This window comes from Nitrospira sp. T9, from assembly GCF_052156535.1.
GTDB lineage: Bacteria > Nitrospirota > Nitrospiria > Nitrospirales > UBA8639 > Nitrospira_E.
This window is the reverse complement of record NZ_JBQKUP010000035.1, coordinates 211674-231478: the sequence shown is the minus strand read 5'-3', so window position 1 is coordinate 231478 and position 19805 is coordinate 211674. Positions and strand designations below refer to the sequence as shown.

Genomic DNA, 19805 nt, shown 5'->3' with positions numbered 1-19805 from the left:
AGTGTCGGAATGTTCACCGTATTTGACCCAGGAGGCATGCGGGTCCCCTATGTGCCGGGTTCGTTCCGGCAGAGAAATGTCGAGAAAATCTCGAAGGCCCCTGCCGCCGGCCAGGGGAAGGTCGGGCAGGAAAATCCTCCTTCGGTTTCTCAGAAGAATGCCGGGCCATCTTCCCTGCAGGCCCGCTTGTATGAACAGGTTGAATCGTTCACGCAATCTTCTCGAGCAAAGATTTTTGCCAGGGACATCATGTCTTCCCCTGTCGTCACGCTTCCTGTGACGTCCTCACTTGCCCAAGCCTGGGATGTGGTTCTTTCCAGGCGATTTCGACACATCCCTATTCTCGACGCAAAGGACATCGTGGTCGGGATATTGTCCGATCGGGATCTGTTACGGGGAACCATGGAGTCGGTTCTTTCAGGGACCACGGGGCCTAAGAAACAAGCCGGAGGTTCTATCCACAGTCTGATCAGTCGCCCTGTCCTGGTCGCGTCCCCGGAAGCCGAGCTTCGCGCACTTGCGAGGGTGTTGTTGGAGGAACGCATTGGCGCATTGCCGATTGTGTCTGAAGCCGCGGGCTTAGTGGGCATGATTACCAGAAGTGATATTCTGCGTGCCCTGGTCGCCCATCCTGACTTTGACCACTGGGTATAAACGAAAGAGATTCTCGGCCCACTGATGAGGAAGCAGACAATCCTCTCTTATCCTTTTGCCGAGTTAAAGGAGGAAACGCATGCTTAACCAAGGAGAGAAACTGTTAATCGTCCATCGCCGACTATTTGAAAAAGATACGCCCCGGTTTTTTGTGGGCGAGGTGCTGATCTATGAAGCCGGGATCGTCAAGGTGAAAGGGTATACGTTTGTAAAAGATATGTTTAGCGGAAACATGCAAAAGAAGTCCGATCTTCGCACAAAGGTCATGTCGATTGTCTCAGGGACCCTCATTGTGTATCAATTGCCGGTGACGGCTCTCTTGGATTCGATGAGATTTAGTCTGGATCAGGATGGAGGGTTGGTGCTCACGGATGAGGGAGGATTTTTGATGGATGTGTCGGAATCCCTCTATAAACACGAAACGCATCAATAACAACACGTCCTTGGTTTTTCCTCCGTCAAGGCTCGCCTCCTTCCTTCTTTTTTTGTCTAAGCGTTGGGTCCCTTATGGCTAGCCCATGGTCTATGCAAGGGAGTGTTGAATAATAAAGATTTTTAAAGATAAATTTGCCTAGGATTAGATTACTCATCAAAGGCTCCGGGTCGGTTCAAAAAAGCATGCCCTGAGTCTTCCCGAAGGGTCCGTCCAGTCCTGTCCTGAGGCCTCTCGAAGGAAAGGCCGCAGCCGTTTTTACCCACGGAGCGTACGTTTAGTACGTGAGCACGGAATAATGGCGAGAACGCCGCTGGCGGCTTTTTTCAACAGACCCATGCTAGGATTTGCATGGGTGCGATTCTCTGCCCTTTAGGGAAAGAATGGCCAATACGAAAAGAGTCAGCGGGAAGAAAGCGTCGTGAATGTTCAGGAGGGATTGGCGACCCCGTCAAAGGTGCTACGGAATTGGTCGGGGGTCATGTTTAAAATTTCGGCATACTGTGTAACGGTTTCCATATTTGTTAAATCTTCCGGTTCTAAACGGGCCATATAGGCACGGGCAATCTTATAGGATTCCGAATCCACGTCGACCATGCGTACGCGGGTGCGGCCGGTGGCGGAGTCCACGATGTCTGTAAACGGCAGGGGGGTAAAGCGTCCGTTCACGATGGACACCATGGCGCCATTTCCTCCATCCAGAAGAAATTGGGCAGCGCAATACCCCAAGTCCCGTGTGTATTCCATGTCGAACGGAATCGGGTCGGCGCAACGAAGCTCATAGCCGATGTTTTTGGACACGATGGTGATCTTGATGTCAGAGTGTTTCAGCTTTTGAGTGACGGTTTCCTTCAAGACCTTTCCGATATCCAGTTCAGCCAGTCGGATATTGCCATGTTCATCTCGTTCAACTCCGCCTAAGAGGGCGAGGTCGTCCTGATCCAAAAACTCCGACAGTCCTTCAGCCAACACCGCCACGCCGTCCGAGCGGCCCTGGGCCAGACGTTTGGTCATGGCTCCCACCAGAATGTTGGTTAAGTGGCCAAGCTTGAGCGTGGACCCCTTGAATTCCTCAGGAATCAGGGTGAGGGTCGCTCCTGCTGCTTTACCGATGCCTAAGGCCAGGTGTCCGGCCTTACGTCCCATGGTGACCACGAAATACCAACGGGATGTGGTATGGGCGTCAATCATGAGATTTTTGACCAGTTCGACTCCCATGTGCCGGGCCGTTTGAAACCCGAAGGTCGGCATGCCATGGGGAAGGCACAAATCGTTATCAATGGTTTTTGGCACGTGAACAACGTGTAATCGTCCACTGGCCAGTTCTGCCAGTTTTAATGCGGAAAAGGCCGTATCATCCCCGCCAATGGTTATAAGGCCGGTTACATCCAATTTTTGCAGGGAGGTCAACGTGGTTGATAAGTCTTGAGGTCGTTTGGTCGGATTGGCTCGAGATGTGCCCAATAACGAGCCACCACGAAAGTGCAAGTGGCTGACCGTTTCGCGGGTGAGAGGTTTTGTGTGGGAAAGGTCGCTCCTCATCAACCATTGGAATCCATCTTCAATCCCAAGTACCTCTACCCCACAGAGACGACTTCGAATCGTGGCGGCCTCAATGACACTATTAATGCCGGGAGCAGGTCCGCCCCCGACTAGAATGGCGAATTTAGGAATTGGGGAATCCATGGTGTCGGTTCTCGCGCTAAAGATTATAGGAGACTTATCATAGGGAGAGGCCGTTAGGGTAATCAAGCCGGAGCGTGTGAAGGTGGTTCACGAATCAAGAGCACGGAACAGGGGGAGTGGTGAATAGTCGCATGAGACACACTCCCGTGTGCCAGTCGTTGAACCGGGGAACGACCGGGAGTACCCATGAGGACTATTTGGGGTTGAAGACGGGAGATCTGTCGTTGAATGACTGAGGAAGGAGCCCCTGGTTCGACGATACTCTCTACGGAATACCCCAGGCTTGAGATTTTGTCCGAGACGTCTTTCGTTAAACGGGCTCCTCCATTCTGGAGCTCCTTTTTCCAGGAGTCAGGTAGGAGTGCGCGGACCGGGAGAAGGGGCTGGGCAAAGGGGATGACCTGCAGCACGGAGACATGAGGAGTGCCTCCAAAAGGCTTCTGGGATAAAAACTCAATGGCCCATTCGGCATCAAGAGGATGTTCGATGAGAAGAAGAATGTTATTGAACGGGACAACAGGAGCCTTGACGAGAAATACGTGGCACAAGGCGTGGGTTGCGATCCGGTGCGAGACGCTTCCGATCAGGTGTTCTTTAATGGTTCCCAGCCCGCGCGACCCCATGATGATGAGGTCCACCGATTCGTGCTCCGCCATCGAGAGAATGACCGAAGCGGGAATCCCAATTTCAAGGTGTTGAGAGACCTTCCCGCATTCCGGTGGCAAAAGGGAAGCGGCCTTTTCGAGGACTCGAGCGCCTTCTTCCCGCAACACCTTTTCTGCGGCCCCGGAAAAATCATGACCGACACTCATTCCTGTACCTGGATAGGCGAGTTGGGGTATGGAAATGGTGTGGAGCAGCAGTACGCGTTCTGGAAGAGATAAAGCCTGTACGCTTCGAACAGCCTCCTCCGCCTGTGACGAATCATCCACAGGAATCAAAATCGTTTTGGATTTCACTGGCGCGGTTGGAGTTTTCATGTGCCCTTGGTTTTATTGGGACCTCACCAGTCTGCTGGATGAGGCTCCATGTCATCTGGTAGAAGCATCTGTAGTCGTATCCTGGCATGGTTTAGGTGACGGTTTCATGCCGGGGAGTTGGATCATCAAGTTGAAACTCGGCTTCTTTAGGATCTGTGGGATGAGGGATCCGCCTGTTCATGAACTGTTTGATTAGAGTGTGAAAGCGGATGCTCAGATTTTTTGAGTGGGCATGTATTAATTCCCAACGCTTGCCACGCCGGACAGTATCCTATAATGCCGGTCAACAAGGCGATAAGGCCGACAATCATGAGAATGAGATCCCCCCACCCCGGTAGGAAAGAAAATCCTGATAAGGCAAGCAGGAGAAACCCAACCCCGACGCGAATTACTCGTTCATGGTGTCCGATGTTACGATACTTTTTCATATCACACCTCTTCAGATGGGGAAAGCCAATTTAGTACGTCACTTAGTCTAAGTCTCCACTGGCGACCCGCACTGCGCCCAGTACCTGATTGGCGTTGAAAGGACGTCCGATAATTTGAATGGCACCCAGTTGACTGGCTTCTGGAGCGAGGCTTTGATTCGATTGCCCTCCCAATACCACTACCTTTCCTGAGAATCCCTTTTCGCGGAGTTGACGTAGAATCTCCAGACCGCTCGGCTGGGTCAAATATAAATCCACCACGACCAGAGAAGGGTTATGGCATAATACGGATTCAATGATATTTTCCCCCTCATCCAGCAAAAGAAAAGGGTCGCCTTTTTCGGTTAAGGTCTGCTGTAAGTTTTTTCGCAAGATGGGGTCGATGGTGGCAATGAGTAACATACAAGAGATATCCGTTATGGAAATATTGTACAATCTGAAAACTTCAAAACCTGTGCCAAAATGCCAGAAAAAGATGGCTTTGATTTGTTAGGAAAGAAAATCTTTCAACATGAAAAAGTGGCGCAAAAATCCTCATTTCAGCTTTGGGGAGGTGTTGCGCTTGGCCTCAGTTTCACGAGGTTAAGGGGCTGAATTTTATGGGTATTTCATTTTAAAAATGTGTAATGTTCATTTCATTCCATTGACGACAACAACGAAAATCATGCTGGGGTAGGGAAGTAGGTTGGTCTGATGGGCTGTCATCGTCAAACGTGTCGTCGTATTATTCAAAAGGAGTCGTAAGTTAATGAGGGCGTTATTAGTGTTCGTTTGCTTCTTGGGATGTTCGGGAACCGGATGGGCCAAAGACATTGAATTGGTCGCCCTGGGGGTGAGAGGTGGCATGAACTTTAAAGATGCCGGTTTACAGCCTGGCGAAAAGGAAGATTTTGAACAATTTGACGTCTTTGGCATCATGGGGCTTCCCTGGAGGTGGGAAGGTACGTCCGGGTGGGAGGTGCGTTCTCAAGTTTGGGGTACTGCTGGTGCGTTAAGGGGAGCCGGGGACCTTGGTTTTATCACCACGCTCACACCTGGTTTAGCTTTAAAAATTCCAAGTTGGTGGTTGATTATTGATGGCGGAGTCGGAGGAGCGCTCATCAGCAAGTGGAAGTTTGGCCGCCAAGATATCGGTGGTCCGTTTCAATTCATTGCACACGTTGGCGTGGGTGTTCAGCTTCCCAAAAACATGGTTGTGGGCTGGCGATTCCATCACATGTCTGATGCGACAATTTATGGAAAGAGTCGTGGCGTAGACTTGCACATGCTTGAACTGAGTTACGCTTTCTGAAAATGTTCATGGTCTTCGCATATGGCTCTTTTAGCGAGCATTGGTGAAGAGAACGACGTCTGGCCCCTTTCCATATTCATGACGTCCTCCCTGTCTTGACGTTTTCTAGAGATGGAAGAATAGTGGTCGGCAAGGCACTGCCTTCTTGGGACCGAAACAGCCTTCAATGTGACCGACTTTCGAGGAGGCTGTGGCCTGCTCGATGCTTGAAAAATTAACTCCCCCGGCTGCTAGCCTCCATAGACATTAATCAAATGGTTATCAATCAGGTGATTCAATAAGTCTGTGCGGGAGATCATGCCCAGAAGCTTGCCATCACGAACGACGGGAATCCGGATAATCTGATGCTTGATCATGTGTTTAACGATTTCCTCTGCTGTTGCGGTTTCTTCAACCGTCACCGGGTTTATGGTCATGACGTCTTCGGCCTTTAGCCCGTGCAAATCCTTCCCAGCGACCAGGGCTTTCAATACATCAAATTCGGTGACCATCCCCACCAGTTGATTGCCCGGTTCAATGACCGGTACTCCGCTAAACGTGCCGGAATGGATGAGGATCGAGAGATCACGAGCACTATACTGACGGGTGACCGCCACCATACGAGTTTGCATAAGATCACGGGCCTTAATGTGAAGATTCGGTGTAGCCATGAAACCTCCTAATAGATGAATAGAAATTCCTTATGGGGCGATCCCTTATAGGACCATATGGACGTGTATATTAAATCTCGCACAGTGGTTCTAGCAAAAGATCGGGCTGTTCGATTTCCGGGTTCTCCTCGCTATTCTCTATGACCACATATTTTCTCTGCAATTTTTAAATGGATCGGACGCGAACGATGACTATACAAAATGGCGAGACCTGAGGTCTCATGCCCAGAAGTTTTTCTACCATGATAAAAGGATAGGTAGAAATTCAGGGGAAGGGCCGGTAAACAAAGCAGGGCTCATCCGGCACGGTCTAAGTCTGTAAGGGCATTCAGTAGGCCGGTAACCATGATTCCTGACTGATTTATTGGAAAGCCGACTTTGGTGTTTTGAAGGTTTAACGGGATCTGGCAGAGGAGAAATGGTTTGCCTGAAAACCCGCACTCCTTGAGAAAAGTGAGACTAAATTTTCAAAAAAGATGTCCATGTGAGTGGATACCCCATTTTATAGGGATGTCGCCCTCCTAAGCCGAGGAATATACATGTCTGGTATCATTCAGCCATTCGAACCAGGAACTTTGCAAGCCAAGGTGCAAGCTAGAACCGCCCACGCCATGTGCCGAGGCGCGATTCATACGATTCCCACCCGTTTCGAGTTAGTGGAACATGCCGGGGTTAATTTTCTCATACGAATTGTCTCCAATCTGGCCAGGAAGGTGCAGGCAAACAGTGATCAACGGTATCCTTCCAAGGCTGCCAACATGGATCAGGACCCCTTTCTGCCTTACGATCAGGATCTGTTTGTGGCGGACATTTCCGATACCCATGTGTGTTTATTGAATAAATTTAATGTTCTGGATCATCACATCCTCATGGTGACGCGATCGTTTCAGGAACAGGAATCCTTCCTTACGCTGAGTGATATCCAAGCCGTGTTATTGTGTTTGACCGAATTCGAAGGATTGGCCTTTTATAACGCGGGGGAAGCCGCTGGCGCGAGTCAACGACATAAGCATTTGCAAATGGTCCCTCTTCCCTTGACGGCTGAAGTGTCTCATCTTCCCATTGAACCTCTTTTGGAAACAGCCAGATTCGGGGGGCGGATTGGGAGGGCTCTGGGGCTCCATTTTTCCCATGTTTTGGTCCGGATGAATCCGGAATGGATTGCTTCTCCTTTGAAAGGGGCACAAGAGTTGCTCAGGCAATATCTGCATATGTTGCAGACTCTCGGCCTGGCGGATGGTGGAACGGGAGAGGAAACCAGGAGCCCCCGTCCTTACAATTTACTGATCACACGACAGTGGATGTTATTGGTTCCACGGTCTACCGAGTGTTTTGAGAGCATTTCCGTAAATGCCCTGGGGTTTGCCGGAGGCTTTTTGGTGAAAAATCAGGCGCAGTTTGATCGATTGAAAACGTGTGGACCAATGACCACACTTCGTCATGTGGCCTTGTGTTAGGGGAATTTTTCCATGTTTCCCTCCTGCACTTCCATGAGTATACTGAAAGCCGAGTTTGTGGTGATGTGAGTGTCTGTTGTTTCTAATACTCAAATCGAGAGGAAAGAAAACACTATGGATCTTCAAATTGACAGTCGAAATGTGACAATGACCCCACGGTGGAAAACGGAGATTGAAAGTCGGATGGCCGATCTCCAGGCCGGCCATGAGGACCTGATCCACGGGCGGGTGACGCTCACAAAAAACGCCCATCATAAAAAATCTCAAAATGTGGCCGAAGCCCTGGTGGTTGTCACGATGCCTGGCCGTCATACTCTGACGGCGAGAAAAGAGGAAAAGACGTTCGAAGAGGCTATCCGTGCGGCGTTCTTTGCCATGGCCATCGAGGTGAAGAAGTTTCGGGAAAAACGGGCCTCCAAAGAAATACGGGTCCCCCCTATTCCGTTACGCGGAGTGATCTCTAAATTGTTTCCCAAGGAAGGATATGGTTTTCTTCTCCAGGACGGAGGAGGCGAGGTCTACTTTCACAAAAATGCGGTACACGGAATGAAATTCGAGGAGCTTGAGGATGGGGTGGAGGTTTCCTTCAACGTGGAAGATGGGGAGAAGGGGCCACAGGCAACCACGGTTAATCCGCTTCCCAGTGTCCCGGGAGCCGTCGATAAAGCGGCCTTTTCCTAAAGCGGCTTGACCAAGAAAGACAGTGATTTCAGAAGAATTTTTCCCCTTTTGAGGGAAATCCTGGTGTTTGGCAGTGGCAGGAAATTTCTCCTCCTTGGAAATGGATGTGTGGATTTTTGGGCATTGAATCAGAATCGGTAAATGATATTCACGCACGTATAGTGTGATCGTGTTGGGCTCCCCGCCAATTCCGCAGAGGGATATTTGGCAAAAAATACGATCCGGCTTGGAGGGCTTGGGCGACTGAAAGTCCGACATCCGCTGTTCAGGCGATCACATGCAACCGGACTTCTTTCACCGAGTGCTGGTTCCCGATCTGTCCAACGCGGCTAGGAGTCTGTCGGACTTAGGGGATCGAAAGCGAAAAAGCGGCTGAGCGAGGCCAGATTTTGACGGTTTCGCTGGCCCATAGTAGGACTATGGGCCAAGAAAGCGGTGAAATATGGACCGCTGAGACACTTTTGCAGCCGATTCTTCCTAAGTCCGACAGGCTCCTAGGCCGTTTCAGAACCAACTTCTTCAATAGAAGAGTCTTTCACATGAGGTGCCCGATTGAGGGTTCTCACCGTCCGACGACAGAGGACCTATCTGCTTCCGGGTCGAGAGCAGCCATCAGGTAGCCGGATCACACCAAAGCCCGACGCCGTGTGGTGCCGTCAGGCTTTGGTGTTTATCTGCCGGGCGGCCTTAAGGCGTACGCTTTTGTAATATCGGGCTTCGAGGACTTTGTAAAATCGGGCTTAGGGGCTCCTGTCTATTCACGGTCGGATTTTGTGTTTCCGGTCTTTCAATATTCGTGGAACATCCCGGTGAGATCTGTCCAATAACACAATCTCGTGAGGGATTTACCGTCTGAGTGTCAATCCTTCGTTCGAGCAAATCATTGGGGTTTAGGAAAAATATCATTAAGAAGTGATCCAGTGAGGCCGCCTCACCGGAAGTCACACCTCCGGCTCCGGGACCCAGCACATACCCTTTGACCAATAACTTTTGCACAGCTGCTGCACAATCTAATCCTCTATTGATTTCCACATCGGCGGTCGATGAAATATTATCAACCACAAAAGTATTTGTTGCACTCTCGACGCAATCCAAAAGAACAACATTCCGATCGAAAAATGGGATCTTCTGGGCCTCAGATACTCCCCCGGTTAGATAAACTATCGTCAGACCTCCAAGTAACAGTGCTATTCGAAAAATGTTTTTGTCTGGTGAAATGTGCCTCATTTGGGTCCTCCGTCTGTGTAATTTTAAGAGCTATGCCGAGACCATTCCTTAACCTTTTTCACTTCCTTCCTGTGATTGGGGATTGTTCTTTTTCGTCGTTCAGCCCTCGTTCCGGCTAGTGGATGTGTTGCGAAATCAACATCCGTTTCATACGTGGATAACGTTTGAATAAAATCGGAGCCCCTCCTTTGATGAAGTTGAACAAAAAAATGGCCCTTGAGGCTTTTATCATCCTCAAAGGCCCTCCATTGCCTTAGCCCAATGTGCTCAACCACCTATCAACTGATCCTATGATAGGCGAGGTGAATTTTTTACCACAATTTGAATGAGAATGTCTCACCCCTTGTGGGAGTGGTGAATAATAATATCTAAGGGCAAATTGACCCACAGGCACATTGCATATTAGAGGCCTCGGGGCTTTTCAAGAAAGTTTGTCCAGTCCTGCCCTGAGTCATGCCGAAGGGAAGGCCGCAGTCATTTTTTCGCGCAGAGCGTACTTCTAGTACGTGAGCACGGAAAAATGGCGAGAACGCCGCTGGCGGCTTTTTTCAACAGCCCCCTTGTGGGCTGCGGGGTGTTGGACTCGACAGCCTCAGTGGCAGGCCACAGAGAAATCTGACCTGAGTCTGAAATGCCGGCCTGAAATTCCCCGGGGTATCCGGATCGGTCGTGTTAATGACAAAAGTTGAGAAAAACTCTCAGGTTGCTTGGGAGAAGAATGCGCAGAAGGTCAGGAGAGCAATCATTTAACAGATGTCTCCGGTTTGCTGAGGGGGGAGTTTCAGGGTATCGGGTTCCTTCCAGATCAAGCTTTAACGAAAGAAATTTCAAGATGTCTTTTAAGGCCACAATGCCGACGAGACGATGGTCAGCCAGGACGATGAGCGGGCTGTTTCCGGTCCGGTTCACGGTATCGGGAGCAATGGTGCTGTGATCATTCAACGGAATGAGAGGGTCATTTCGCCTGCGCACATGTCACCAGGATGTCGAGATCGCCAATTGTGTCTTTTCTCCGGCGATAGCTGCCGGCAATAATGGCGTCTTTTACTCCCTTCGCGCGTTTCAGATAGTCGAGGATCGGCTCCGCCAACTCTTCGGCCGTACTGATTTTTATCCGCTGCTCCGTGCCTGAGCGTTTGTCGGTCTCTGCGAGAATTTTTCCCTCGGTTTTTGGCCCAAATCCGTGAAGCTCCCGGATTTTTCCGGATTGGGCGGCCTTGGCCAGTCCCTTCAAATCCTGGATGCCGAGTGTGTCGTAGAGTATTTTCACGCGCTTGGGGCCAAGAGTGGGAATTTTAGCCAAGTCGGCCAGTTGTCCCGGTAGTCTGGAACTGACCTGGTCAAGAAGGGAAAGATGACCCGTTTCCACAATCTCTTGGATCTTGGCTACTAATCTTTGCCGATACCAGTGAGATTGGAAAGATCGGTGCCTTCCGCTAACATTGGGGTCACACTGTGTGGTAGCCCTTCGATGGTCTGCCGGCTCTTTGATAGGCTCGAATCCTGAAGGGATTGGCGCCTTGAATTTCCAGAAGCTCTCCAAGCCGGCTGAATATTTCGGCAATCTCGGTGTTATGCACTGACATGGAAGAATGGTCTTGAAATTTTCGATTGTCTAATGATAGATGCTCTCTCCTATGGTATCAGTTTTACTAATGGTGTTTCTGGCACAATAGTACCTCCGACGGGTACCCAACTCCATGCGAGTTGCGAGGCCTTGAGGTAAAAACCTTAGAACAGTCGTTGTGTTGATGATGTGTGAGGCGGTTGAAAATTGATTGACAACATGACCGTCTCTTTCTTTTTATCCAGAAGGTAATATGACCAGAGATGGTTTTTGCGAAGCAGCCTTCACGGAACTCCAACGAATTGAACGCGGGGAGGCCAAGTTTGAATTAGTCGCCGGTGATATTTTAGAGGGCAGGGTTGATTGTCAGACGAGTGATGGATGGAAGATCGTGGTCTTTGTGATGGCGACGTGTGGGATTATGTGCGAGCGATGACTCCTCCTACCAAGCAGCATTTTGAGATTTGGCCTGAATAGGGAAAAGAGGATTCTGAAGGGTTTGGAAAATTCGCGCCTACCATCCGTCTTCAGCTCAACTCAAGACCACAGGGGGGTTTTTGTGCTGATCCGATGTCTGGTCCTGGACGGATACCTCGAAAAAGACTTGCCAGGATTTGGTGTGGCGCCGTTCGATGAGGCTCGTGAATCCTGCCTGATTCTGTTTCCTTAACGTGGCTTCTTTTTTAATCCTTGTACCATTGTTTGCAGGGCAAGTGCATTGATCGGGGCATATCCGTCCTGGTCATTGTCGAAATAGCAGTAGACGTTCTTTCCTGATTGTGCCCACGTGTGACATTTGTTAGCCCAAAGGCGAAGCGTTCGGGAATGATACTTTCCTTGATAGGCCTCGCCGGGGCCATGAAGCCGGATATACACCAAATCCGTGGTGCCGATCTCCGGTGCCCAGCGCCCGGCTAGATGATACAGGCAAAAGGCCGCATGATATTTTGTGAGGAGGTCGTAGACGGGTTGCGCGAACCAGCTTTCGTCACGGAATTCAAATGCATACCGGAATGTTTTCGGTAGGGCCTTCAAAAATTCTTCCAGCCTGAGTGTGTTTATCCTCCAACGCGGCGGCAACTGAAACAGAATCGGTCCCAGTTTGTTGCTCAGTTGGTTAACCGTGTTAAAAAAAGGTTGGAGGGTCTGCCCTGGATCTTTAAGGTTTTTCATATGTGTGATATACCGGCTGCCTTTACACGTGAACAAGAAGTTCTTGGGTATTTCGGTTTTCCACTCTGTCACTGTGTGAGGAGCTGGAAGATGATAAAACGTGTTGTTGATTTCAACAGTGCTGAAGTGGCGGGCATAAAATCGGAGAAACTCTTCACTGGCCATGCCTGACGGATAAAAGGGGCCCACCCAATGTGGATAATGCCAGCCTGAAGTCCCAATGTAGATTTTCCCGATGTTCTTCATAGGGGGTAATCATGTCATGCTGAAATGACACGTACAGGGCATCTGTTCAGGTTTATAAGGTTTCTTATCCCTTTTCAAGATCTAGTCATCGGGGTGTTCCAGGGCCCTACAGGGGCCAAGAACCGTCATGATGATAATCCCCTGTCGAAGATCTGCTTTATTGCGTAAACGAAGCCGGCTGGCGGTCCGGCGTTTCGGAGTGGTCGTGGGTCTGAATTTCTGTATGGGCTGTTTTGGTGACGATGGAGAAAGGTTCGTGATGTCGGGTGTCTCAGGGGCACCTTGGTTTGCGGAGTCATCTTCTGAAAGAAAGAGATCCTTCAGATCTCTGAGAGCGATGTCTCTCCGTATTCGTTCGTTCAGCCATCGAATGGCAAGAGCGATCAACGACAGAATGAGAAAAATAGCGAATGAAATAAATGCTTCCAAGCTCATCATCACCTCATTATTTGGAAGGTCCCGGCGGTTCCTCCTCCGTGCCGGCAATGGCTCCTCGCATGGCCGTATCGGCTTGAACATTTTTCATCCGGTAATAGTCCATGATCCCTAAATTTCCCTGACGAAAGGCTTCGGACATAGCCTTGGGAACCTCTGCTTCCGCCTCGACGACACGGGCGCGCATTTCCTGTTCCAAGGCGACCGCCATGGCCCGCCGTTCTTCCGCTTTGGCTTGAGCAATCTGCTTATCCGCATTTGCCTGATCGATTTGCAGCTTTGCGCCGATATTTTCTCCCACATCGACATCGGCAATATCGATGGACAAAATTTCGAACGCCGTCCCGGCATCCAGGCCCCTTCCCAATATATTCTTGGAAATATGGTCCGGGTTCTCCAGGACATCCTTATGTGTGGCGGAGGAGCCAATGGTGCTCACCATCCCTTCTCCCACCCGCGCAATTACCGTTTCTTCACCGGCTCCGCCGACCAACCGGTCAATATTGGCTCGAACGGTGACTCGTGAGACGGCGATGAGCTGGATGCCGTCCTTGGCCACTGCGGTGATACGGGGAGTTTCGATGACTTTTGGAAGGACCGACATTTTGACGGCCTCAAGGACATCACGGCCGGCCAGGTCAATGGCGGCGGCGCGTTTAAAGGTCATGGGGATATTGGCCTTGTCGGCTGAGATCATGGCATTGACGACTTTGACCACATTGCCTCCGGCCAGAAAGTGAGCTTCCAGATCGTCCACGGGAATATCGAGTCCTGCCTTGACCCCGCTGATTCTGGCATTGATTACGGTGACCGGGGGAACCCGGCGCAACCGCATACCGACCAGTGTAAAGAGTCCAACGTAGGCGTTTGAGGCCCATGCCGCGATCCAAAGGGGAATGGGAATGACATACAGAAAACCAAATAGAAGTACCAGAACCAAGACGAGGAGCCCAAGGGAACCGAATGCCTGAGTTTCAATTTCCATTATCTGGAGTCCTTTTCTGATTGGGGTGGTGCGAGTCGAACCACCACACGATTGCCGTCGATGCGCACGACTTCAAGAGGTTGACCGGCATCAATAAAAGTTCCGTCGGATACCACATCCACCCGCTCTCTATCAAAGCGAGCAATGCCGGAAGGGTGCAGGTCGGACATGGCAATTCCCTGCTTGCCCAACCAACGATGATCTGCCTCCGGACTCGATTCATATCCCTCTTGAGCCTGCAGGTTGGTTTCCAGAATCAATCGCCTTCCATATGGAAGGCGTGGGAAATAGCGGAGCAGAATGAGGGTGGCGATGATAGCCACCAGAATTGAAAAGGCCACTTGACCAAGGGCGGAAAGCATGGAATCCCATGTGGCACCGGTTCCGATGAGGCTCAGTCCCAATCCTCCCATAAGCGCCATGATTCCTAAGATTCCAGCAATGCCAAAGCCGGGGATGACAAAAATTTCCAGCCCGACCAATATCAGGCCGAGTCCAACTAAGAGAAATTCTTCTAATCCTGCGAGTTGGACAAGCCCATGTCCCCAAAAAAAGAGGGCAAGACTGATGAGCCCGAGGGCGCCAGGAACCCCAAAGCCTGGCATCCGCATTTCCAGCATAATTCCCAGAATCCCAACGGTCATCAATAGGGAGCTGACCACGGGATGGGTGAGGAACCGCACCAGGGACTCAGCCCAAGTTTCTGACGCGTAGCGGATGTCAGCATCAGCGAGGTTCACAGATTCTAGCACAGCCTCCAGCGAATTGGCTTGGAAGTCTGCGATGTCGGCCTGTAACGCTTCTTTGGTGGTGAGGGTCAACAATTTACCTTTCCCAATCAGGTCTGGAACTACCACATCCGCATCGACCATTGCTTCGGCGACGAGCGGTGGACGATTCCGTTGCTCAGCGGTTGCCCGGAACTCTTTGCGCATATACGAAACGGTTTTTTCTTCAACGGGTTGAGCCGGCGAACCTGGGAGACCGATCTGCACGGGTGTGGCGGCACCGATGGTGCCGCCGTCTGCCATCGCAATTTTTTCGGAGGCCAGGCTGATAAGCGCCCCGGCGGAGATGGCTCGTTTGTTAATGAACGCGACGGTGAGAACTTTGGAGTTCAGGAGCGCATCACGAATCAGCACGGCCGCATCCACCCGACCGCCAAAGGTATTAATCTCTAATATGACGGCTTTGGCTCCAGCGGCGGTGGCTTCGTCTAATACCCGTTGCACAAATGGCGCAAGGCCTAGATCGATGACCCCCTCAATGGGAGCCACAAAAACGATAGGCTTCGGCGTGACGGCCTGGCTTACACCGAAAACCAGGAAAACAGACAGATAAACTGCCAGCGCGGAAAGAATATGGTGGAATCGTATTTGTGCCAGCATTAATCAGAACCCTCTCATTCTATCCTACCTTTTTTGACGGGACTCAAGCGATGGCATGTCTAGGGAGCTGCTTGAGTCGCGGGAATATTGTGATTTCGGTTCATTAGACATCTCTGACCTTATCGAATCATTAAAATCCAATGTGGAAGAGTTTTGAGGAAGGATAATATGAGTCATAATAATTCATTTTGAATGGACCTTATAACTTATACGGAGGTGTTTCATGAAATTTTCATACACGCTTAACGGGGCATTGGCTCTGACCTTCATCGCGGGAGTGGCCTACGGCCAAGAAAACATGGTCGCAGGTGCGAGTGATATGGAAATGCAAGTTGTCGATAAGAATTGTTGGGTAGAGTTATATGAGGATACTGATTTTGATGTTGACGATCCCCATGTCCGTGTAGCGGGACCTTTCCAGTCAGCCACGTTAGAGGATGTGGCTGGTCAGAATTGGAATAATGAAATCGAGAGTTTGATTGTAGGACCAAATGCCATGGTTTACGCCTATGAGGATCCGGATTTTTCCGGAACCGAAGTAGCGTTTGTCGCCAATCAACGAAACGGTGATTTAGCGGATTTAGACATGTCTGACGATATCGAATCATTAAAAATCAACTGTGGAAAAGAGTAAGTGAGTGTTGTAAATCTCCCCGTCCTTAAGAGTATCAAATTGTAAAGGGGGCACTTCAAAGGTTTTCATGGCATTGGTTATCAGTGTACAAACTAGAGGTCTCGGGTGAGAAAGATGGTGGCGATCCGTCCCTGGAAGGGCTCCGGCATAAACGCATTTTCCGTTACGGAGTGCTAAACAGAAATCGCGTCATCTGACTGCCACAATGCTCAGGAGATCATCTTTTCGAGTCACATTGATCATGACATCTGATTCTGTTCGTGTAAATTCCAGATCTGCCGAAACATTTCCTATCCGAAGATTTTTAATCTGGATGGCCGGTAAAAACTCGGGAAGAGAGGGATGAGTGAATCGGATTTCCCGATCGGTACCGTGAAAGGAAATGCCGAGACAGGCCTGTAACAATAAAAAGACGGCTCCTGCCGCCCATGCTTGAGGAGCGCAGGCGACCGGGTAGAGGATTGGACCCTCTCCAGGTTTTCGAGGAAACCCGCAAATCAACTCAGGGAGTCGATGAAGGTCCACCTGAATACTCAAATCAAAAAGTCCTCCTAAGAGCCGTTCGACACCTTGTGTCAAACCATAGCGACTCATTCCTAAGGCAATGAGAGCGTTGTCGTGTGGCCAGATCGATCCATTATGATAGGCCATGGGGTTATATCGGATTTCAGTGGTCGGGATTGTCCGGATTCCCCAACCAGAAAAAAAATCCTCCTCTAATAATCCTTTCGCGATGCGTTCGGCTCGATCCTGTGTGGCAATTTCAGTAAAGAGCGTATGCCCGGCGTTGGTAGATCGAATGGCACAGGGTTGTTTGTTTCTATCAAGGGCGAGGATGTACGTGCCTAATTCGTCTGACCAAAATTGCAAATTGAATTGGTGGCGGAGTGTTTGAGCTTCCCGTAACAGTGATTCTGCCCGATCATGGTAATTAAGAAGTCTCGCTAAATGAGACGCCGCCCGTTTTGCCGCATACACATATCCTTGAACCTCACAGAGGGCAATCGGTCCCTCGGCGATGGTGCCGTCTGCATGGAACACCGCATCATTGGAATCCTTCCAGCCTTGCTGAGCGAGGCCGTTGGGGGTTTGCCGAACATACTCCACGAATCCGTCCTTGTCTGGATCTCCATATTCATCAATCCATGCCAACGCCCGTTCCAGGTGAGGCCAGAGCGAGACGATAAAATCTTTGTCTCCCGTTCGATCGAAATATGCTCCGGCCAAGAGCACAAAAAGCGGGGTCGAATCGACGCTTCCATAATACTGCTCGAAGGGAATTTCCTTGAGGGCCGCCATTTCGCCCTTTCGGGTTTCATGCAAAATTTTACCCGGTTGTGCATCTTGATCCGGAATAATATCCGTGGCTTGGGTGGAAGCCAAAAAGGTCAATACCCCTCGCGCGAGATCCGGATTAATCCATAAACATTCCAGCGCCGTAATAATGCCATCTCTCCCAAAAGCGGTGCTAAACCATGGCACACCCGCATAGGGATAGGCACCCTGGGGAAGATCAGTGGTCATCATGCAGATGTCATCGAGAGACCGATTCAGCCAGTCATTGAATTGTTCATTCCCGCTGTAAATCTTACAGTACTGTGCCTTGGCCGTTTGCAAAGCATGGGCGGCATGGACTCGAGCCGTGGAAAAATTCATTGGCTCCGGCACCTGACCCTCCACGGAACAGGCAACATTGATATGAAAAGATTTTTCTTCATGCGGAGCAAGGGATACCTCAAAAACCATCGACTTGGTGGAGGCTGTTGTTGGCGAAGGATCGACGGTAAGATACGTGATCCTTTTGATGTGATCCAACCCCTGATATTCAAAAACGACAGCTTTGCTTTTCAGGAGCGTCGTGGTCAACACCCCTCGCTGAGGACGTAGTTCCCCTCGTACTTCAAAGATATCCGCAAAGTCCGCCTCAAATTGGATCGAAAAACTCAGGACTAACGGATTTAATGAATAATTGGTGAACTGAAACTGTTCATAACACCGAGCTTGCCAGAGAAGCTTTGTTCGAGAAATATGGAGGGTGCCCCGAGAGAGGAACGTCAGATCATTTTGATAACGATCAGGATTAGTCAGATCCACAGCAAGTAAGGCATTGTCTTCCTTGATGGTGGAGCTGAGAAGAAAAGGATAGGATTCTTCAAGATTAAATTCGAATTTGGAAAGAAACCGAGTTCCCTCATGATACAGTCCCTGTTCGCCCAACCCAATGCGTTGAATATCACCGTACCGATTAAAAATGCCGAACGTTTCTCCATGCTTTAAGACATGCGTTCGGGCATCGGCAAGGGCGGATGTCGCCAGAATATAATGCTCATCTCCTATCCGGATGATTTTCTTCTCCATTGGATCTCCTTTGACCCTGGGAAGGGAAATTGATCAATTTCATAGCCTTAGTATTAAAAGGTGGATATTCAGAGAAATGCCTATGAATGAAGCATTTCAGGAATTTCCATTAGGTTTTCGAAATGGTTGATTCACGAACATAGGGGCATCCCTCGTGAATAAATGAGATGATTCCAAACATACTTGATTACCTATCTGCATGCCAAGATAGTGCCTGGGGAGTTTATGATGTGGTCTCAAATCCTTCAAGAAAGTAGGAATTGTCATAACCTCGGCGGTTGCTTACTGCCGGAAAATTTTTTTTCGTTATCAGGTGCTGAGGCAATGGACCTGCCTACGTCACTTTACTCCCCCTGCACTAAAATGAAGAAGGGAGTCATGAATAATTCCTTCAGGCTCTGCGTTGTTTTTTTATTACGCTGCCTCCAATTGAGGTCCCAGGCGAATGAGTGAGGAGTAGAGATCAAGATATTTTTTCGCTGAATTGTTTATATAACGGCGAGATCAGGGATATCCAATCGGCCATGCAAGGTGGTCAACGTTTTATGTTTGATCTGTTGGAAAAGGAGAAAATGCAGGTCCTCCGTATGGAAATGAATGATATCGAATTGATGGGAGTCTCGATGAACCAGTTCCAGCATCGTAACATGATGGGCCAGGGGATCAATGCAATGGCGATCAAGCCGGAGAGCCCTCTGACAGGGTGCAACCAAATACGCCGTGGTCACCGAATCTCCACTCGCAAACAACGTCACTTGATGGCCTTGCCGCACCAGTTCGTCAGTTAGATACGAGACGACCCGTTCCGTTCCTCCATAAAGTTTCGGGGGCACACTTTCATATAAGGGAGCGACCTGCGCTATTCGCATACCAACATCCCTCTTTCACATTGAAAGAAAATGACATATCCGTATTTCTATAGACATGAGAGCCTTTGGAACGTATATCCTTTTCTCGATTTTCTTCAGTGTATGGAGAAACCAGGATTTTCTCTGCGGCGGAAAATTCACGAAATTTAAAAACATTTCTTGAGATTTTTCCTCCGGCCCAATTCGGGAATTTTACCTCCAGGTTTGTGAGCGTCCCCTCACATAAGATTAACGACAAAACTTGAAACGTTTGGGCCACTCAAAGAAATTGTCACAATGTTGGGGAATAAATAATTTCTCCCTAAACAAAGTCAAGTAGTATGGTGCAAGCACATGTTTCCATTTCGATAAGACAAAGAAAGCATTTAATGCCATAGTGGTGTCACTTTCTCTTTGCGCACAATAAGCACTTTTCACCGGATCTTTTTTTGGCGAATTAAGCCAGCCCTCGCCTCTGGTCATCCCACTCATGCTTGCCCGCCCATATCCTGACTTCCTTTTATTCCTGTTTGTTCCCAGATGAGTTTTACATCACTGTCCTCCACAATCGGATCTCGTCGAGCAGTTCCTTCAATTGATGTGCTCTGAGGGAATACTCTGAAGATATGGGTCCCCGGTCGTTTCCCAACGATTGATCAGATAGGTTTGCCCTTCTCTTTCTTG

Annotated in this window: 21 protein-coding genes and 1 pseudogene; 7 read left to right on the top strand and 15 right to left on the bottom strand. The window is 49.6% G+C overall.

Annotation, left to right across the window (positions count from 1 at the left end):
- Window positions 1-9 precede the first annotated feature (9 nt).
- Together ACTRXD_RS11480 and ACTRXD_RS11475 are read left to right on the top strand one after the other, a co-directional pair.
- Complete coding sequence (locus ACTRXD_RS11480; protein WP_442431943.1) at window positions 10-654, top strand: CBS domain-containing protein; 645 nt, start codon at window positions 10-12, stop codon at window positions 652-654.
- A 79-nt stretch (window positions 655-733) separates the two neighbouring features.
- The gene (locus tag ACTRXD_RS11475) at window positions 734-1087 is read left to right on the top strand and encodes a hypothetical protein (protein WP_442431942.1); all 354 of its coding nucleotides are present in this window, start codon (window positions 734-736) and stop codon (window positions 1085-1087) included.
- A 429-nt stretch (window positions 1088-1516) separates the two neighbouring features.
- Here ACTRXD_RS11475 and pfp read toward each other — a convergent pair whose 3' ends face one another.
- The 4 genes from pfp to ACTRXD_RS11455 form a co-directional block, all read right to left on the bottom strand.
- Complete coding sequence (gene pfp, locus ACTRXD_RS11470) at window positions 1517-2773, bottom strand: diphosphate--fructose-6-phosphate 1-phosphotransferase (protein WP_442431941.1); 1257 nt, start codon at window positions 2771-2773, stop codon at window positions 1517-1519.
- Window positions 2774-2835: 62 nt separating this feature from the next.
- The gene (locus ACTRXD_RS11465) at window positions 2836-3753 is read right to left on the bottom strand and encodes a universal stress protein (protein WP_442431940.1); all 918 of its coding nucleotides are present in this window, start codon (window positions 3751-3753) and stop codon (window positions 2836-2838) included.
- Between the two features lie 146 nt (window positions 3754-3899).
- Complete coding sequence (locus ACTRXD_RS11460; protein WP_442431939.1) at window positions 3900-4181, bottom strand: YgaP family membrane protein; 282 nt, start codon at window positions 4179-4181, stop codon at window positions 3900-3902.
- 42 nt (window positions 4182-4223) lie between these two features.
- Window positions 4224-4583, bottom strand: coding sequence for a response regulator (locus ACTRXD_RS11455; protein WP_442431938.1), 360 nt, complete (start codon window positions 4581-4583; stop codon window positions 4224-4226).
- 442 nt (window positions 4584-5025) lie between these two features.
- Between ACTRXD_RS11455 and ACTRXD_RS11450 the strand changes: the two genes are divergently transcribed.
- The gene (locus tag ACTRXD_RS11450) at window positions 5026-5472 is read left to right on the top strand and encodes an acyloxyacyl hydrolase (protein ID WP_442431937.1); all 447 of its coding nucleotides are present in this window, start codon (window positions 5026-5028) and stop codon (window positions 5470-5472) included.
- A gap of 230 nt (window positions 5473-5702) precedes the next feature.
- On the opposite strand, the gene ACTRXD_RS11445 is transcribed toward ACTRXD_RS11450, so the two are convergent.
- On the bottom strand, window positions 5703-6122 hold the full coding sequence (locus ACTRXD_RS11445) for a CBS domain-containing protein (RefSeq protein ID WP_442431936.1): 420 nt from the start codon (window positions 6120-6122) through the stop codon (window positions 5703-5705).
- Window positions 6123-6661: 539 nt separating this feature from the next.
- Here ACTRXD_RS11445 and ACTRXD_RS11440 point away from each other — a divergent pair.
- The gene (locus ACTRXD_RS11440) at window positions 6662-7579 is read left to right on the top strand and encodes an ATP adenylyltransferase family protein (protein ID WP_442431935.1); all 918 of its coding nucleotides are present in this window, start codon (window positions 6662-6664) and stop codon (window positions 7577-7579) included.
- A 114-nt stretch (window positions 7580-7693) separates the two neighbouring features.
- Window positions 7694-8260: a cold shock domain-containing protein gene (locus ACTRXD_RS11435; RefSeq protein ID WP_442431934.1), complete on the top strand. Its 567-nt coding sequence runs from the start codon at window positions 7694-7696 to the stop codon at window positions 8258-8260.
- 687 nt (window positions 8261-8947) lie between these two features.
- Here ACTRXD_RS11435 and ACTRXD_RS11430 read toward each other — a convergent pair.
- From ACTRXD_RS11430 to ACTRXD_RS11415, 4 genes are all read right to left on the bottom strand, one after another.
- Window positions 8948-9487 carry a hypothetical protein gene (locus tag ACTRXD_RS11430; RefSeq protein ID WP_442431933.1) on the bottom strand — a complete coding sequence of 180 codons (540 nt, stop codon included), beginning with the start codon at window positions 9485-9487 and terminating at the stop codon, window positions 8948-8950.
- 672 nt (window positions 9488-10159) lie between these two features.
- Window positions 10160-10459 carry a hypothetical protein gene (locus ACTRXD_RS11425; protein WP_442431932.1) on the bottom strand — a complete coding sequence of 100 codons (300 nt, stop codon included), beginning with the start codon at window positions 10457-10459 and terminating at the stop codon, window positions 10160-10162.
- Window positions 10443-10856 carry a helix-hairpin-helix domain-containing protein gene (locus ACTRXD_RS11420; protein WP_442431931.1) on the bottom strand — a complete coding sequence of 138 codons (414 nt, stop codon included), beginning with the start codon at window positions 10854-10856 and terminating at the stop codon, window positions 10443-10445. The genes ACTRXD_RS11425 and ACTRXD_RS11420 overlap by 17 nt, the downstream gene beginning before the upstream one ends.
- Window positions 10857-10935: 79 nt before the next feature.
- Window positions 10936-11073 (bottom strand): hypothetical protein, encoded by a 138-nt coding sequence (locus ACTRXD_RS11415; protein WP_442431930.1) that lies wholly within the window; start codon window positions 11071-11073, stop codon window positions 10936-10938.
- A gap of 234 nt (window positions 11074-11307) precedes the next feature.
- On the opposite strand from ACTRXD_RS11415, the gene ACTRXD_RS11410 reads away from it, so the two are divergent.
- A complete protein-coding gene (locus ACTRXD_RS11410) occupies window positions 11308-11490 on the top strand; it encodes a hypothetical protein (protein WP_442431929.1) in 183 nt (60 codons plus the stop codon).
- 230 nt (window positions 11491-11720) lie between these two features.
- Here the strand turns inward: ACTRXD_RS11410 and ACTRXD_RS11405 are convergent, their stop codons facing one another.
- The 4 genes from ACTRXD_RS11405 to ACTRXD_RS11390 all read right to left on the bottom strand — a co-directional run bounded on the left by ACTRXD_RS11405 (window position 11721) and on the right by ACTRXD_RS11390 (window position 15281).
- Window positions 11721-12473 (bottom strand): DUF72 domain-containing protein, encoded by a 753-nt coding sequence (locus ACTRXD_RS11405; RefSeq protein WP_442431928.1) that lies wholly within the window; start codon window positions 12471-12473, stop codon window positions 11721-11723.
- 81 nt (window positions 12474-12554) lie between these two features.
- Entirely contained in the window at window positions 12555-12911 is a 357-nt protein-coding gene (locus ACTRXD_RS11400; protein ID WP_442431927.1) for a hypothetical protein, read from the bottom strand.
- A 7-nt stretch (window positions 12912-12918) separates the two neighbouring features.
- The gene (floA, locus tag ACTRXD_RS11395) at window positions 12919-13893 is read right to left on the bottom strand and encodes a flotillin-like protein FloA (RefSeq protein ID WP_312745292.1); all 975 of its coding nucleotides are present in this window, start codon (window positions 13891-13893) and stop codon (window positions 12919-12921) included.
- The gene (locus tag ACTRXD_RS11390; protein WP_442431926.1) at window positions 13893-15281 is read right to left on the bottom strand and encodes an NfeD family protein; all 1389 of its coding nucleotides are present in this window, start codon (window positions 15279-15281) and stop codon (window positions 13893-13895) included. Before ACTRXD_RS11390 ends, floA begins: the two co-directional genes overlap by 1 nt.
- A gap of 223 nt (window positions 15282-15504) precedes the next feature.
- On the opposite strand from ACTRXD_RS11390, the gene ACTRXD_RS11385 reads away from it, so the two are divergent.
- Window positions 15505-15915 carry a hypothetical protein gene (locus ACTRXD_RS11385; protein ID WP_442431925.1) on the top strand — a complete coding sequence of 137 codons (411 nt, stop codon included), beginning with the start codon at window positions 15505-15507 and terminating at the stop codon, window positions 15913-15915.
- A gap of 189 nt (window positions 15916-16104) precedes the next feature.
- Here ACTRXD_RS11385 and ACTRXD_RS11380 read toward each other — a convergent pair whose 3' ends face one another.
- A complete protein-coding gene (locus ACTRXD_RS11380) occupies window positions 16105-18273 on the bottom strand; it encodes an amylo-alpha-1,6-glucosidase (RefSeq protein ID WP_442431924.1) in 2169 nt (722 codons plus the stop codon).
- Window positions 18274-18748: 475 nt separating this feature from the next.
- Window positions 18749-19142 (bottom strand): annotated as a pseudogene (locus ACTRXD_RS11375) (glycosyltransferase); the annotation flags it as partial.
- Window positions 19143-19805 lie beyond the last annotated feature (663 nt).